Raw genomic sequence first — 13,679 nt, forward strand, 5'->3', positions numbered from 1 at the left:
AAGACATTATAGCTTAAATATCATAAAAATTAGAAAAAAATTACCTATTTTTTAAAAATAAAAAAGACCCGAATGGTTCGGGTCTTTTCTGCAATTATTAGTTTTGCACATTGCTTTCTTCTTGATAAACCGGTACCCAGCCTTCGGTTGTAACGAAGATGCGGATTGCTACAACTTTGCGGTCATCAGCTAGAGTGAAGTAATGTGTGATATTTTCAGGAACCGAAATCAAGTCGCCCGGTGTCAGGTGAACTTCAAAAAAGCGTTCGTCTTTTCCTTGAATGATGAAGACTCCATGCCCGCTAACGATATAGCGGACTTCGTCGTCCGTATGGATATGTTTGCGCTGGAAGTTTTTCAGCAGCTCGTCCAATTTCGGATTGGAATCAGACAAAGAAATAATGTCTGCTGCCTGGTAGCCGCGGCGTTCTGAAATGTCATCGATTTCCGTTTTAAAGGCTTGAAGAATTTCGTCTTTTTCTTCATCGCTTAAATCAAACTTTTCGCGAAGAGGCTCTGGTAATTTGTTGATGTCCCAATGCTCATAAACTACTTCTTGCTGCTCCAGGAATGCCGCCACTTCGTTTTGTGCTTCAATCGTTTCGTTTGTTCCTTGAATTTTGATAATCGCCATTTAAATCTTCCTCTCTTATTTTGAGTGTAGTTGCAACGCTAATTGGTATTGAAATAAAAACTCACTGGCTTCAAGCAGTTTTTTCGCTTCAAAGCCGTTTTTTCCCCAAACGGTGATGCCGTGGTTGCGGATTAGTACCGCCCCTTTATCAGCAGTAATATAAGGTTCAAAGGCTTTAGCAAGTCTCGGGATATCGGCGTGGTTAGGAATGATGGGAATAGTCAGTACCGCGTCTTCTTCCCATAACCCAAAGGCCTTGATCAGTTCCTGTCCCTGGAAATCAATTTTTCCAGCGTCTCCATATAGTTCAGAAATGACATTGTTGGCGACTGTATGAACGTGGAGACTGCAGCCAGCCTGAGTTTTTCCATAGATTGCGCAGTGCAATAAAGTCTCAGCAGACGGTTTCAACGATGTTTCGGCTGCTGGCTGTCCATTAGCATCAACAAGCAGAAAGTCTTCATCGGTGCGTTTTTTCTTATCTTTTCCGCTGGCGGTAACGAGAAATTCGAGCGGTTCATCCGCCACTTTGATGGCGAGATTCCCGCTGGTTCCCATAAACCAATCGCGAACTGCCAATTCATCTTTTACATCCGCCAATTCCAGCCATTTTTCACGTAATGCTGTCATGACTTCACTCCTATATATTCATCGACAATCGCAATCACTTCGTGGAAAGTTTCAAACGGTTCGTAATCGATGCCGGCCTCTTGGCATTTTTCAGCCAACAAATCCCGCGCGATGACGAAATCCGCTTCTTTTGCAGCTTCCCAGTCGCTGATGGAATCTCCAATGACAATACTTTTTGCATCAGCACCTAAAAGATCCCGGATGACGGATGGTTTACAGCATCCACAACCTTGGCTGTTGCACTTTTCGTCGCAGCCATGGGGGAATTCCAAGTTGATGACATCACTTGAAAAGTCCGCACTGTTGCAATAAATGCCATCAAAAGGCCCGAAAGGTTCAAGCAGCGGATAGACAAAAAAGTCGATTCCGCCACTGACAATGTACAGTGAAAGCTCCTGTTTTTTTGTATAAGCGACAAAGTCGCTGAAGCCTTCTCGTATTTCCGCCTGTTCCAAAACATAGGAAATGATTTCGTCTTTTGCCGAAACCGGAAGAAGGGAAAACATTTTCGCAACACCCTCACGTATGGAGATGGATTGGTCAAGGATCTGGTCTTTTACCAGTTCCCAGCTAGGCGGATTAAATTCTTTCATAATGGCAATGATGTTGTCATTGGCTGTTACAGTACCATCAAAATCGCAAAAAATAATCGGTTTGTTCAATCTGTTCACCCCCACAGCTCAAGAGCAGTTTGTAGTTCTTCGTGTTGTTTGGCGGCATCCTGCAAAGTTTCTCCCTGCAACACAGCATCGATCGCCTGTCTGAAAGCACGGCCGCCGCCTGCTGCTCCAGCCGGATGTCCATGGACACCGCCGCCGGCATTAATGACACTGTCAATTTCGTAATCAGCCAGCAGCAAAGGTACAAGCCCCGGGTGGATACCGGCAGAAGGAACCGGGAAGCTCCGTTTTAGTGGACTGTCTTTTGTCAGCTCTTTGCCAAGTGCAAGAGCCGCTGATTTTTCCAAAGCGACACTGCCGTAAGGGGAAGGAAACAGTGAAAAATCAGCGCCTGCATAGCGAATCAGTTTTCCAAGAGCCAGCGGAGTGGCAAGACCATAGAAGGCTGAAGAAGTGAAGGCGCCGCTGAAAGCAGGGTGTGCCATTAGCGGCAAAGCGATTTCATCATCTTCCGCCAGTTCCTGCAGCACATCCATACCGTATGCATGAACGTTGAACAACAAAGCATCGGCCCCTAGTTCGCGCGCTCTTCGTGCCTTGCCTCGCAATTCGGAAGTTCTGCCTGACAGGTTTACTGCATAAAGCGTACGGTGGCCTGTTTCTTCGTAGACATTCTGCAGCACTTCTTTACCGGTAGTAATCCGTTTTTCAAATGGAGTCAGCGGGTTATCGAATAAAATTTCATCATCTTTGACCAGATCTACACCGCCTAAAGCTTGTTCACGCAATTGATCAGCCAGAAAATCCAAGTCACGGCCGATGACACCTTTGAAAATACTCATGAGGAGCGGCCTTCCGGTTACACCGAGTGTATTCCGAATTTCTTCAATACCGAAACGGGGTCCAGGAAAATGGCTGAGCAGATCATGGCTGAAATCCAGATCCAATAGCTTCACTTCGCCATCCAGAGACAGCTTGCCGAAAACCGTAGTTAAGATGGCCGGCAAATCCGCTGAAAAATTAACGCTTGGGTAGGCAATCGCAACTTCCGCTCTTATTAAATCCGGCTTCAGTGGATGCGGATGTTCTTCGAATTCATCTATGGAAACGACATTTCCTTTATGATGTTTTAACTGTTCCTGTTCAAGCAAAGGCAAATCAGTCCAGGAACCGATTGTCAGGCCAAGGGCAATGCCTTCCGCTTTTTTCTCGAACGAACCGGGCTTTCCGTACAATTGATAACTAGCAGTCAAGATGCTCATCTATTCCACACTCCCATGCAAATTAAAAAATAAAAACCTCTTCAAATAAGAAGAGGTTAAGGACTTTAACAACTTCTTATTTCTCAGCCATCCGTTCTGGCTGCAAGAATTAGCACCGTGTCCGTAGTTGGACCGGTTGCCGGGTATCGTAGGGCTTGTCCCTCCACCTGCTCTGAATAAGAAAGGTATGAAATTTGATAAGTCAGTTTTATAGGTTCAATCCAAAATAGTTAAGTCAATTCACTAACAGTAAAGTAATTCTGATTATTTCATGTGCACAGAAATCTGTCAACTCCATTGTCATAAAATTGATTTTAATAGAAAAATGCGTTGACAGTTAATTCTGAATCGTGATAGGATTCTCTTCATAAACTTAATAATAATACAAGTAGTACTCTTATCAAGAGCTGGCAGAGGGATTTTGGCCCAATGACGCCCAGCAACCGACTGTAATACCGTTGTGAGACGGGGCGCATTTGCGCCAGGATGAAAATCCTGCAAGGCACGGTGCTAATTCCATCAGAAATTTATTTTCTGAAAGATAAGAGGCATGGAATCTATTATTCTGGCCTCTTTCTTCTAGAAAGAGGCTTTTTATATTGCACATGAAAGGAAGAATAACTATGACTCTTACGGCTCCAAGCACCTATAAAGCATTAACTGAAGCAACAGCTATCGCCTTAGCAAAAGCTGTCCATACATTTGATCCTGCAGCCCATTTAACTTGCCGGGAAATCGGTGAAGGGAATTTGAATTATGTTTTTCAAATTGAAGATGCGAAAACCGGCGAGCGATTGATTATCAAGCAGGCCTTGCCGTACGCCAAGGTCGTCGGTGAAAGCTGGCCGCTGACATTGAAGCGAGCGACGATCGAAGCCAATGTTCTGAGAAAGCACGGAGAGTTTGTCCCTTCCTTGGTACCAGCTGTCTATGCAACTGACGAAGCGCTGGCAATTACCGTGATGGAAGATTTGTCTCATTTGGTTATTGCGCGTGAAGGCTTGATCGAGGGACAGAATTTCCCTAGACTGTCACAGGATATCGGCGAATACCTGGCCGAGACTTTATTCCATACATCAGATTACGGCTTACATCCTTTTGAGAAAAAGAAACTGGCTGCTGAGTTTTCCAATCCAGAACTCTGTAAAATCACGGAAGACCTCATCTTCACTGATCCTTTCTTCGACATGGATACGAATGATTACGAATCGCAGCTCCAGTCTGCTGTAGAAGCGATTTGGAATGACCGGAAACTTCAGCTTGAAGTGGCAAAATTGAAGAAAAGCTTTTTAACCGAAGCGGAAGCTTTGCTGCATGGCGACCTGCACACAGGCAGTATTTTTGCGAGCCAAACGGAAACCAAGGTAATCGATCCCGAGTTCGGTTTTTACGGACCCATCGGATTTGATGTCGGTTTGTTCCTGGCGAACCTTGTTTTTCAGTCGATCACGCGAGAAGGTGAAGAGCGTCAGGTGATTGTGGATCAGATTGAAAAGACATGGGAAGTTTTCGCTTCCCGCTTCACTGAGCTATGGACAACGCAGAGCGTTGAATCGTTCAAAGAAACAGAAGGCTATTTGGAGTATGTACTAGGAAAAGTGCTGACAGATGCAGTCGGTTTTGCAGGCTGCGAATTGATCCGCCGGACGATTGGCTTGGCGCATGTCAAAGACCTGGACAGCATTGAAGATACCGAAAAACGAATCAATTCCAAAGGAAAGACGCTGGAAACTGGACGGAAATTGATTTTACAGCGTCAGCAAACAGCATCGATCAATGATGTACTGCGAATTATAGAGGAGGCACATAAATGAGCATTCCATTGTCCATTAAATGGGATGGCCAGCAGTTGACCATTCTCGACCAGCAGAAACTGCCGCATACGATCGAATACGTAACGCTTGAAACCGTGGAAGACGTCTATGAAGCCATTTTTTCACTGAAAGTTCGTGGTGCTCCGGCAATCGGCATTACTGCGGCATACGGATTGGCTATCGGCGCTCAGCGGCATAACACGGATTCGCTGGAAGCTTTCCAGCAATATGTGGAAAAAGACGCAGCGTATTTGAATGCTTCAAGACCGACCGCCGTTAACCTTGGCTGGGCGCTCAGCCGTTTAAAAGACAAGCTCCGAGAAACGGAGAACGTAAAACAAGCCAAACTTTTGCTGCTGGCAGAAGCAGTTAAAGTCCACAGCGAAGATGAAGAATCCTGCCGTCGAATCGGCGAGCATGCGCTGGTATTGCTTCAAGGTCAAACAAAGGTGATGACCATCTGCAACGCCGGATCCATTGCTACCGCCAAATACGGCACAGCCTTAGCGCCATTTCATCTCGGCAGCGAACGCGGCCGCCAGTTTGAAGTATACGCATGCGAAACACGGCCCGTTTATCAAGGGGCGCGTTTAACGGTTTGGGAACTGCAGCAGTCGGGAGTCGATGTCACTTTGATCACAGATAGCATGGCTGCGCACACCATTGGAGCCAAAGGAATCGAAGCCATTATTGTCGGTGCCGACCGGATTGCTGCCAATGGTGACACGGCTAATAAAATCGGAACTTATAATTTGGCGTTGCTTGCATCGGCTTTCAACATCCCGTTTTATGTAGCAGCTCCAGCGTCCACTTTCGATTTATCGATTGAAGACGGATCAGCGATTCCGATTGAAGAGCGCAACCCGGAGGAAATTACCCATATGAGCGGCCAGCCGGTTGCTCCTCTCGGCACAAAAGTATTCAATCCGGCATTTGATGTGACACCGTCGCATTTGATTACCGCAATTATTACCGAAAAAGGCATCATCAATGAAGATTACTCAAAAAACATCCCTGATTTGCTTGGCGCATCTACAGGAAAAGGAGAAAGAATATGAAAAAACAATCCATCTGGCTGCTTGCCGCACTCTTGTTGATCAGTATGTTATTGGCTGCTTGCCAACCAAAAGGAGAGGTCAGCGAAGAAGCAACTTCTTCAGGCACTGAAGGCAATGCTTCAGACCATCCACTTGCAGGCAAGGAAATTGCATTGATTATGCAAATTAACCTGGGTACATTTTCTGCCCAGTATATTGCAGGGGTAGAAGAACAAGTCGAGAAATTCGGCGGAAAAGCGACTGTTTTCACTTCCGAAGGTGATTTGGCGAAAATGGCGTCCAATCTTGATGCCGCTATCAACCAGGGTGTCGATGGCATCTTAATTGACCATGGGACAAAAGAAGCCTTGAACCAAGGTGTAGAAAAGGCGCTCGAAGCTGGGATTCCAGTAGTAGCGTTTGATGCAGGCATCGATGTAGAAGGCGTTGTATCTTTGGAACAAGGCGATCAGAAAATGGCTGAAATGACCTTGGAAAAGTTGGCTGAAGATAGCAATGGTGAAGCCAATATCGTTAAAATCTGGACAGCTGGATTTGCTCCGATGGAAAGACGTCAAGTGGCGTATGAAAAATTCCTAACGGACAACCCGGGCATTCAGGAAGTCACATCGTTTGGTGCGGCAACCAATAATACGGCATTGGATACACAGTCACAGATGGAAGCGGTATTGAAGCAATATCCAAATGAAGGTGACATTACAGCAGTATGGGCTTCTTGGGATGAATTCGCCAAAGGCGCTGTCCGCGCAATTGAACAGGCGGGACGCACAGACATTAAAGTGTACGGCATTGATATGAGTGATGAGGATCTGCAATTGATGCAAAAAGAAAATAGCCCATGGGTAGCTTCTGCAGCTGTAGACCCGACAGATATCGGGCGCATTCAAGTGCGTTACCTGTACCAGCTATTAAACGGCGAACAGCCGGAAGAAAAAGTGATTTTAGAGCCGGTTTTTGTTGAAGCGGAGAGCTTGCCGGAAGAAACGGTAACAACCGAAGAATTGAGCGAATACGTGGAAGGCTGGGGCGCAAGCGACCAAGGTTATACAGACGACCTGCGCGAATTGGAAGGCCAATAAACTTCACCATTTCGAGCTGTCCTGAACGATAGGGACAGCTCTTTTAGCAGAAAGGGGCATTTCTATGGGAGAACTTTTACTTTCCATGACCGCCATTGGAAAAAAATTCGGCCCAGTGACGGCGCTTCAAGGAGCGGAATTCCAGTTGAATAAAGGAGAAGTCCATGCCATTCTTGGCGTCAACGGAGCAGGAAAAAGCACATTGATCAAGATTTTATCAGGAGTCTATCCGCAGGATGAAGGAAAGATTCGCCTGGACGGTTCAGATATTCGACTGGAATCACCGAAAGCGGCCAAAGAGCAAGGAATCTACTGCGTCTATCAGGAAGTGGACACTGCAATTGTGGCGGAATTGACGGTTGGGGAAAATATTCTTCTCGACACGTTTGCAGAGAAGGGCAATCCCTTCGTCTCTAAACAGAAAATCAACAAGCGGGCTTATTCGGCATTGCTTGAGCTTCAAGCGGAAAGCATCGATGTCCAGCAAAAAGCTGCAAACCTGACATTGGCGGAAAAACAGATGGTGTTAATCGCAAGAGCCTTGGTCCACTCCGCAAAAATCATCATATTCGATGAACCGACAGCGCCGCTGTCGATTCATGAATCGGAAAAACTGTATGCTGTCATCACGAAATTAAAAGCACAGGGTGTAGGATGTGTTTTCATTTCCCACCGTTTGCCTGAAGTGTTTGAAATCAGCGACCGGATCACGGTTATGCGGGAAGGCACCCTTGTCAAAACCTATGAGACTTCGGAAGCTGATCAAGATCAGGTCATTGAAGCAATGCTCGGGGCAGCGCTAAGCAATGAGCTGGAACCGCGGGCGCACGACATCGGTACGACGTTGCTGGAAGTGGAAAATTTATCGGATGGCCAAAAGCTCAAAGACTTGTCGCTGACGGTTGCACGTGGTGAAGTGGTTGGTGTCGTCGGTTTGGTGGGTGCAGGCAAAACGGAACTGGCGAAAGCATTGTTTGGCGGCACTCCTTTAACCTCGGGTACGATTAAGCTGTCAGGAAAAACAGCTAAAATCAAACACCCAGCAGATGCCATCAAAGCAGGAATGGCACTGATTCCTGAGGAACGCAGAAAAGAAGGGTTATTTGTTCAGGAGTCACTGGAAACCAACGCTTCATTTCCGAACCTGAAGAAATTTTCCAAGCGTCTATTGATGGATCGTAAAGAAGAAAAGCGCTTTGCTGATCAAATCATTGAACGGCTGCGCATCAAAACCAATAATACCGAAACACCGCTTATTCACTTAAGTGGAGGAAATCAACAAAAAGTAGCAATCGGCAAATGGATTTCCCTCGATTCGGCCTTGTACTTGTTCGATGAGCCGACCAAAGGCGTAGACATCGGAGCCAAAGTCGATATATTTAAATTGATTCGCCAATTGGCCGAAAACGGCAAAGGGTGTTTATATTTTTCAAGTGAAATTCATGAAGCCATCGGAATCTCCGATCGTATTCTGGTAATGTACAATGGTCAAATCGTGAAAGAACTATCACGACAAGAAGCGACCCAAGAAAGGATTTTATTGTATGCAAGCGGCGGAAAAGAAGAACTTGGGGAAGAACAAAAGCTCGGTGAAAGACAACGCAATTCAGTTTCTATTTAAATATGGCGCCATTGCGCTGCTGGTCTTTATCATCTTTTATTTCAGCACAATCAGTGATGCCTTTTTCACATATGGCAATTTCACAGACATCCTGCGCTCCATTTCCATCGTCACTTTATTGGCTTTAGGGGTGACGTTCACTTTGGTGGTGGATGGCTTTGATCTTTCTGTAGGTTCGACAATGTCTCTGTCTACGGTCGTTGCTGCCTCATTGATGGTTTGGTATGATATGCCGTTGTGGCTTGTGTTGGTCTTGCCGCTGCTTATTGGGGTTGCAGTCGGAGCGGTCAATAGCTTCCTTATTGTTGTAATAGGCATTCCGGATTTGCTGGCAACTTTGAGCATGATGTATATCGTCGCCGGTTTGCACCGTACGTATACGGAAGGCTACTCCATCTATAACAATATGCCTCTGACTTCGGGTGGGACTGCTCCTGGACAGCTATCGGAAGCATTTTTGTGGATCGGTCAAGGGCAGATGCTGGGTCTGCCCGTTCCGGTTTGGATCATGTTGGTGATGGTTCTCGCTTCTTACGTCATCCTCAACCATACACGCTGGGGAAGAGTGCTTTATATGACTGGTGGAAATGCGGAAGCAGCTACCTTGTCAGGTGTCAGCGTAAAAAAAGTGAAGTTTACCGCTTACGTCGTTTCAGGTATCTTTGCTTCCATGGCCGGTATCCTGTTTACAGCCCGCGTAGGTTCGGGGCAGATTGATGCGGGAGCTCCATTGATGATGGAAGCTGTTGCAGCTGTCTTTGTCGGCTACTCGGTGTTAGGAGCAGGCAAACCGAATGCGCTCGGTACATTTTTCGGAGCTGCAGTCATCGGTATCCTGTTGAACGGCTTAACGATTTTGAACCTTCCTTACTACGCTTTCGATATTATCAAAGGAGGCGTGCTGGTCGCTGCATTGGCAGTCACCTATGTCTACGCCAAAAAGAAATTCAGCAAGACATGATGGCCCAAACAAAAAGGCTCCCTTTAGGGGAGCTTTTTGTTTTGGGTTTATCTGTCCGGAGTATAGCTGGCGATCAGAACACCGGCGTCTGTCGAACGGATTTCCTGGAGGTTGAACATTTTCTGATCGGCGTTTTCCTTGAACAACCGTTTGCCTTCCCCTAAAACCAGCGGGAATGTCATGAGGTGCAATTCATCGATTAAATCATGCTTCAGCAAGGTTTCAATGAGCTCGGCACTGCCGTAGACTAAGAGCCGCTGTCCCGTTTTTTTCAGTCTGGCGACTTCCTGAGGGACATGGGTGGTAATAAGGCGCGCATTCCATTCTGTACGCTTCAAGCTAGTGGAAGCCACATACTTCGGCAATTTGTTCATCCGGTCAGCAAACCCTTCTTCATCTTCCGCCGCTGGCCAAGCTGCCGCAAATCCTTCATACGTTACCCGGCCAAGCAGGAGGGCGTCGCTGCCGAACAGCAAATCCAGCTGGAACTTCGCTATTTCGTCGTCCCAATAAGGTGCAGTCCACGACGGCTCTTCCATGACCCCATCAAGCGTAAGATACATCGCTACAATGATTTTTCCCATGACCATTCTCCTTTGTGAATGAAATAAGAGCGGGCTTTTGTTTTAGTTGCAAAGCAGAGTTAGCGTATTCCCATATACTAAAATAAATTCTAGCTTAACTGGAAATACCCTTTAATTAAGAAGGGTGCTGAAAAATATTCTTGAGAATAGACTAGAAAGGATAAAGAAAAATTTGAACTTTTTAACAAAAAACTAACATCTCTTATGACATATAAAGTAAACTATAAGTACTATATAGCAGGGAGTGAAGCAGTGTGCAATGCAATAGCTGTTCAGTAGCAGCCATTAAGTTTGAAATCAAACTGGAAGGTGAAACAAATCTTTCCGTTTTGCAGATAGTCTTAGATCATTTGAAGAGAAGAGAAATTGAAGTCGTCCAGAAAAAAAACAAGTTGCAGATGACTGAAAAAGGAGCCCGTGAATTTCTGGATTTTTGCGCGGACCTGTTGGATTTAGACCAAGCCGTGTTCCGTATCGATCAGGAAGCATGGCAGCCTTTAAGGGAAATGAGCCAGGTTTTTGCAACCGAATGGATTGACGAGGTCATCAAAAATGAACGGCTGACGTGCCATTACCAGCCGATTGTGGATGCCGATGAAAACATCTTTGCCTACGAAATGCTGGCGCGTTTCCAAAATGAAGACGGTTCGATGATTTATCCGAATGAGATTTTCCCTGCAGCAAAAACCCGCGGTCGTCTTTATGCACTAGACCGGGTTTGCCGAATGACTGCGGTGAAATATGCGGCTGTACTGAAAAAGGAAAAGGCCTTCATCAACTTTATTCCTACCTCCATTTATTCACCTGAATTTTGTCTGCGCTCGACGATTTCGTTGTCTCAGCAATTAGGGGTAGATCCGAAATCCTTGGTATTTGAAGTGGTGGAAACAGAAAAAGTGGACGACTTGGATCATTTGAAGAAAATCCTGGCTTATTACAAGGAAAAGGGATTCGACTATGCCTTGGATGATGTGGGTGAGGGGTATAGCACAATTGAAATGCTGGCGGATCTTAGGCCAAAGTATATGAAACTGGATATGCAATTTGTTCAAGATGTCTCGACTGATCCCGAAAAGCAAAGAATTGCCGATAAGTTTCTGAAGAAAGCATTGGAGATCGGCTCTGTTCCATTAGCGGAAGGAATCGAAACCCAGAAAGACTTTGACTGGCTAAAACAGCAAGGCTATCAATTATTCCAAGGCTATTATTTCGGCAAGCCGGCAGCATCGCCTTTATACAAAAAGCAAATAGAAGTATAAAACAAAACCCAGAACCGAAGAAGGTTGTTGGGTTTTATCTAACTATGATTTTATGGAAAAACGAAATTTTCATAGAACCATTTACATGAAAATAAAAACACAGGAACCTTCGCTAAGAAGATTCCTGTGTTTTCGTTTGTCATTTTTTTAGCAGCAAGTAAATGAAATAAGGAGCGCCGATCAGCGCGGCCATGATGCCTGCTGGAATTCCAGAAGGTTCGAGCAGGTTGCGGCCGACGGTATCCGCCAATAGCAACAGCCAGCCGCCGATTAAAATAGCAAGCGGCAGAAACAGTTGATGACGCGGGCCGACGAGAGATTTGGCGATATGCGGTGCCATCAGGCCGATGAACGCGATTCCGCCAGTAACCGAGACAGCTGCTGCAGCAAGCGCAACAGCGGCGATCAGCAATCCCAGCCTTTCCTTTTCGATGGAAACGCCTATGCCGACAGCGACTGGATCGCTGAGACCCAGGACATTCATTCGATTGGCTTTATAGAGGGTGAAGGGGATCAGCACCAGCAGCCATGGCAGAATGGCCACAATGAATGGCCAATCAGCTCCCCAAATATTGCCGGCCAGCCAACTTGCGATGAAGTCGACTTTTTCAGGTTCTGCCGAAGAAATCAACACGATCATGACTCCGGACAAGGCCATTGAAAAGCCAATTCCGACAAGTACCAAACGGATTGGCTGCAAGCCAGTAGTGCGGGAGTAAGAGAATGCGTAAATAAGTGCAGCGGTCGCAAGTGCTCCGCCAAATGCCACAAGCGGCAGCAGGTAAACAAAAGCGCCAGCCTCTACCGGAATGAACAGGAAGAACACCGCAATGGCGACGCCGGCTCCAGAGTTGATGCCAATGATCCCAGGGTCTGCCAAATCATTGCGCGTTACACTTTGCAAAATCGCACCGGATAAAGCCAGCGCCATACCGGCCAGCAACGTGATTAAAACACGCGGAAGCCGAATGGAAAACAGGATAAAGTCTTCCTTAAACGTCCCTTGTCCGAAAATTGCCGGTAATAGACGGTCATAGGAAATAGGGGAATAGCCAAGGCCCATACTGGCGACCACTGTTAAAACGATTAAAGCAAGCAACAGATAGAACGAAATACGTTGTTTTTTAAGTAAACCTGGATGGATCATGCGAATGCTTTCCCTCCTTTACGGACAATAATCAGGAAGAATGGCAATCCAATGATCGCGATAATTGCTGCAACCGGTGTTTCGTATGGTGAATTGATAGTCCGGCCAATCAGATCGGCGAGCAGCATGAAAATGGCACCGGCCACTGCAGACATTGGAAGGATGAAGCGGTAATCAGTTCCGACAATCGCCCGCACCACATGTGGAATCATTAGCCCGATAAAAGCCATATTGCCGGCAAGTGCAACGGCGGCACCTGCAAGGAGGGTGATAATGACAAAAAGAATTGCTTTGATTTGTGCCGTTTTCTGGCCCAAACCTATTGCAGCTTCTTCGCTCAAACTGAGAATGGTCAATTGCCGGGACAATAGCAGCGCAATGAGCAGAGACACCGCTATGAATGGGACAACTACCTGCAGCTGACCCCAAGAGGTGCCAATCAATCCGCCGGCAGTCCACTGGGAAACGTTTTTTGAGATATTGAAGTACAAACCGATGCCTTCAGCAATTGCTGTCAGAAAGGCCGAAATGGCAGCGCCTGCAAGAACAATTCGGAAAGGGGAAAAGCCGCCTTTTTTCGCAGCGCCGATGCCAAACACCAAGCCTGCACCTACAGCAGCGCCGATAAAGCAGGCAATCATAATGCCAAAATAATTGGCGGCTGGGATGAATGCCAATGTGAAAGCAAGAGCCGCATTGGCTCCTGCCGTCAGGCCAAGAAGACCTGGATCGGCCAGCGGATTGCGGGTCATGCCCTGCATCATCGCTCCTGACACTGCAAGGGCGGCACCTACGAAGATGGCCGCAACTTCACGCGGCAGCCGGATTTCACGAATGACGCCGATGCCATCACTAGAGCTGGTAGAAAACAAGGCCAGCCCTACTTCCTTCAGGCTGATGTCCGCCGCTCCAAAAATCAATGAGACGATAAGCGTAAGCACCAGTAGGAGCAGACTTAAGATAAATTTCATTGGAAAGGGAATTTTAGGACTCATTAATCATCATCTTTT

Annotated in this window: 13 protein-coding genes and 2 riboswitches; of the genes, 6 read left to right on the forward strand and 7 right to left on the reverse strand. The window is 46.5% G+C overall.

Translation table 11 applies throughout. The features are described 5' to 3' along the window. Positions 1-97: 97 nt before the first annotated feature. The 4 genes from FQV26_RS00520 to mtnW are packed head-to-tail and all read right to left on the reverse strand — an operon-like array spanning position 98 to position 3,146. Positions 98-634: a 1,2-dihydroxy-3-keto-5-methylthiopentene dioxygenase gene (locus FQV26_RS00520; protein ID WP_146555429.1), complete on the reverse strand. Its 537-nt coding sequence runs from the start codon at positions 632-634 to the stop codon at positions 98-100. 15 nt (positions 635-649) lie between these two features. Next, positions 650-1,264, reverse strand: a complete 615-nt coding sequence (locus FQV26_RS00525; RefSeq protein WP_146555430.1) for a methylthioribulose 1-phosphate dehydratase — start codon at positions 1,262-1,264, stop codon at positions 650-652. After that, positions 1,261-1,926: a 2-hydroxy-3-keto-5-methylthiopentenyl-1-phosphate phosphatase gene (locus FQV26_RS00530; RefSeq protein WP_146555431.1), complete on the reverse strand. Its 666-nt coding sequence runs from the start codon at positions 1,924-1,926 to the stop codon at positions 1,261-1,263. Before FQV26_RS00530 ends, FQV26_RS00525 begins: the two co-directional genes overlap by 4 nt. 5 nt (positions 1,927-1,931) lie before the next feature. Continuing rightward, the gene (gene mtnW, locus FQV26_RS00535; protein WP_146555432.1) at positions 1,932-3,146 is read right to left on the reverse strand and encodes a 2,3-diketo-5-methylthiopentyl-1-phosphate enolase; all 1,215 of its coding nucleotides are present in this window, start codon (positions 3,144-3,146) and stop codon (positions 1,932-1,934) included. Between the two features lie 73 nt (positions 3,147-3,219). Then, positions 3,220-3,329: riboswitch (SAM riboswitch) on the reverse strand. Between the two features lie 211 nt (positions 3,330-3,540). Then, positions 3,541-3,694: riboswitch (SAM riboswitch) on the forward strand. A 75-nt stretch (positions 3,695-3,769) separates the two neighbouring features. On the opposite strand from mtnW, the gene mtnK reads away from it, so the two are divergent. The 5 genes from mtnK to FQV26_RS00560 all read left to right on the forward strand — a co-directional run bounded on the left by mtnK (position 3,770) and on the right by FQV26_RS00560 (position 9,679). After that, complete coding sequence (gene mtnK / locus FQV26_RS00540; RefSeq protein WP_146555433.1) at positions 3,770-4,960, forward strand: S-methyl-5-thioribose kinase; 1,191 nt, start codon at positions 3,770-3,772, stop codon at positions 4,958-4,960. Further along, positions 4,957-6,018 (forward strand): S-methyl-5-thioribose-1-phosphate isomerase, encoded by a 1,062-nt coding sequence (gene mtnA / locus FQV26_RS00545; RefSeq protein ID WP_146555434.1) that lies wholly within the window; start codon positions 4,957-4,959, stop codon positions 6,016-6,018. Before mtnK ends, mtnA begins: the two co-directional genes overlap by 4 nt. After that, positions 6,015-7,097, forward strand: coding sequence for a sugar ABC transporter substrate-binding protein (locus tag FQV26_RS00550; RefSeq protein WP_146555435.1), 1,083 nt, complete (start codon positions 6,015-6,017; stop codon positions 7,095-7,097). The genes mtnA and FQV26_RS00550 overlap by 4 nt, the downstream gene beginning before the upstream one ends. Before the next feature lie 64 nt (positions 7,098-7,161). Beyond that, positions 7,162-8,718, forward strand: a complete 1,557-nt coding sequence (locus tag FQV26_RS00555; RefSeq protein ID WP_146555436.1) for a sugar ABC transporter ATP-binding protein — start codon at positions 7,162-7,164, stop codon at positions 8,716-8,718. Further along, positions 8,642-9,679 carry an ABC transporter permease gene (locus tag FQV26_RS00560; protein WP_146555437.1) on the forward strand — a complete coding sequence of 346 codons (1,038 nt, stop codon included), beginning with the start codon at positions 8,642-8,644 and terminating at the stop codon, positions 9,677-9,679. Before FQV26_RS00555 ends, FQV26_RS00560 begins: the two co-directional genes overlap by 77 nt. 47 nt (positions 9,680-9,726) lie before the next feature. On the opposite strand, the gene FQV26_RS00565 is transcribed toward FQV26_RS00560, so the two are convergent. Beyond that, the gene (locus FQV26_RS00565; protein ID WP_146555438.1) at positions 9,727-10,263 is read right to left on the reverse strand and encodes a dihydrofolate reductase family protein; all 537 of its coding nucleotides are present in this window, start codon (positions 10,261-10,263) and stop codon (positions 9,727-9,729) included. A gap of 254 nt (positions 10,264-10,517) precedes the next feature. Here FQV26_RS00565 and FQV26_RS00570 point away from each other — a divergent pair, with 254 nt between their 5' ends. Continuing rightward, entirely contained in the window at positions 10,518-11,522 is a 1,005-nt protein-coding gene (locus tag FQV26_RS00570) for an EAL domain-containing protein (RefSeq protein ID WP_146555439.1), read from the forward strand. Between the two features lie 139 nt (positions 11,523-11,661). On the opposite strand, the gene FQV26_RS00575 is transcribed toward FQV26_RS00570, so the two are convergent. Both FQV26_RS00575 and FQV26_RS00580 read right to left on the reverse strand, forming a co-directional pair. Beyond that, positions 11,662-12,669: a FecCD family ABC transporter permease gene (locus FQV26_RS00575; RefSeq protein ID WP_146555440.1), complete on the reverse strand. Its 1,008-nt coding sequence runs from the start codon at positions 12,667-12,669 to the stop codon at positions 11,662-11,664. Further along, positions 12,666-13,664 (reverse strand): FecCD family ABC transporter permease, encoded by a 999-nt coding sequence (locus tag FQV26_RS00580; RefSeq protein ID WP_146555441.1) that lies wholly within the window; start codon positions 13,662-13,664, stop codon positions 12,666-12,668. Before FQV26_RS00580 ends, FQV26_RS00575 begins: the two co-directional genes overlap by 4 nt. Positions 13,665-13,679 lie beyond the last annotated feature (15 nt).

Origin of the sequence: Planococcus sp. CPCC 101016, from assembly GCF_007859295.1 — a bacterium.
Taxonomy (GTDB): Bacteria; Bacillota; Bacilli; order Bacillales_A; family Planococcaceae; genus Planococcus.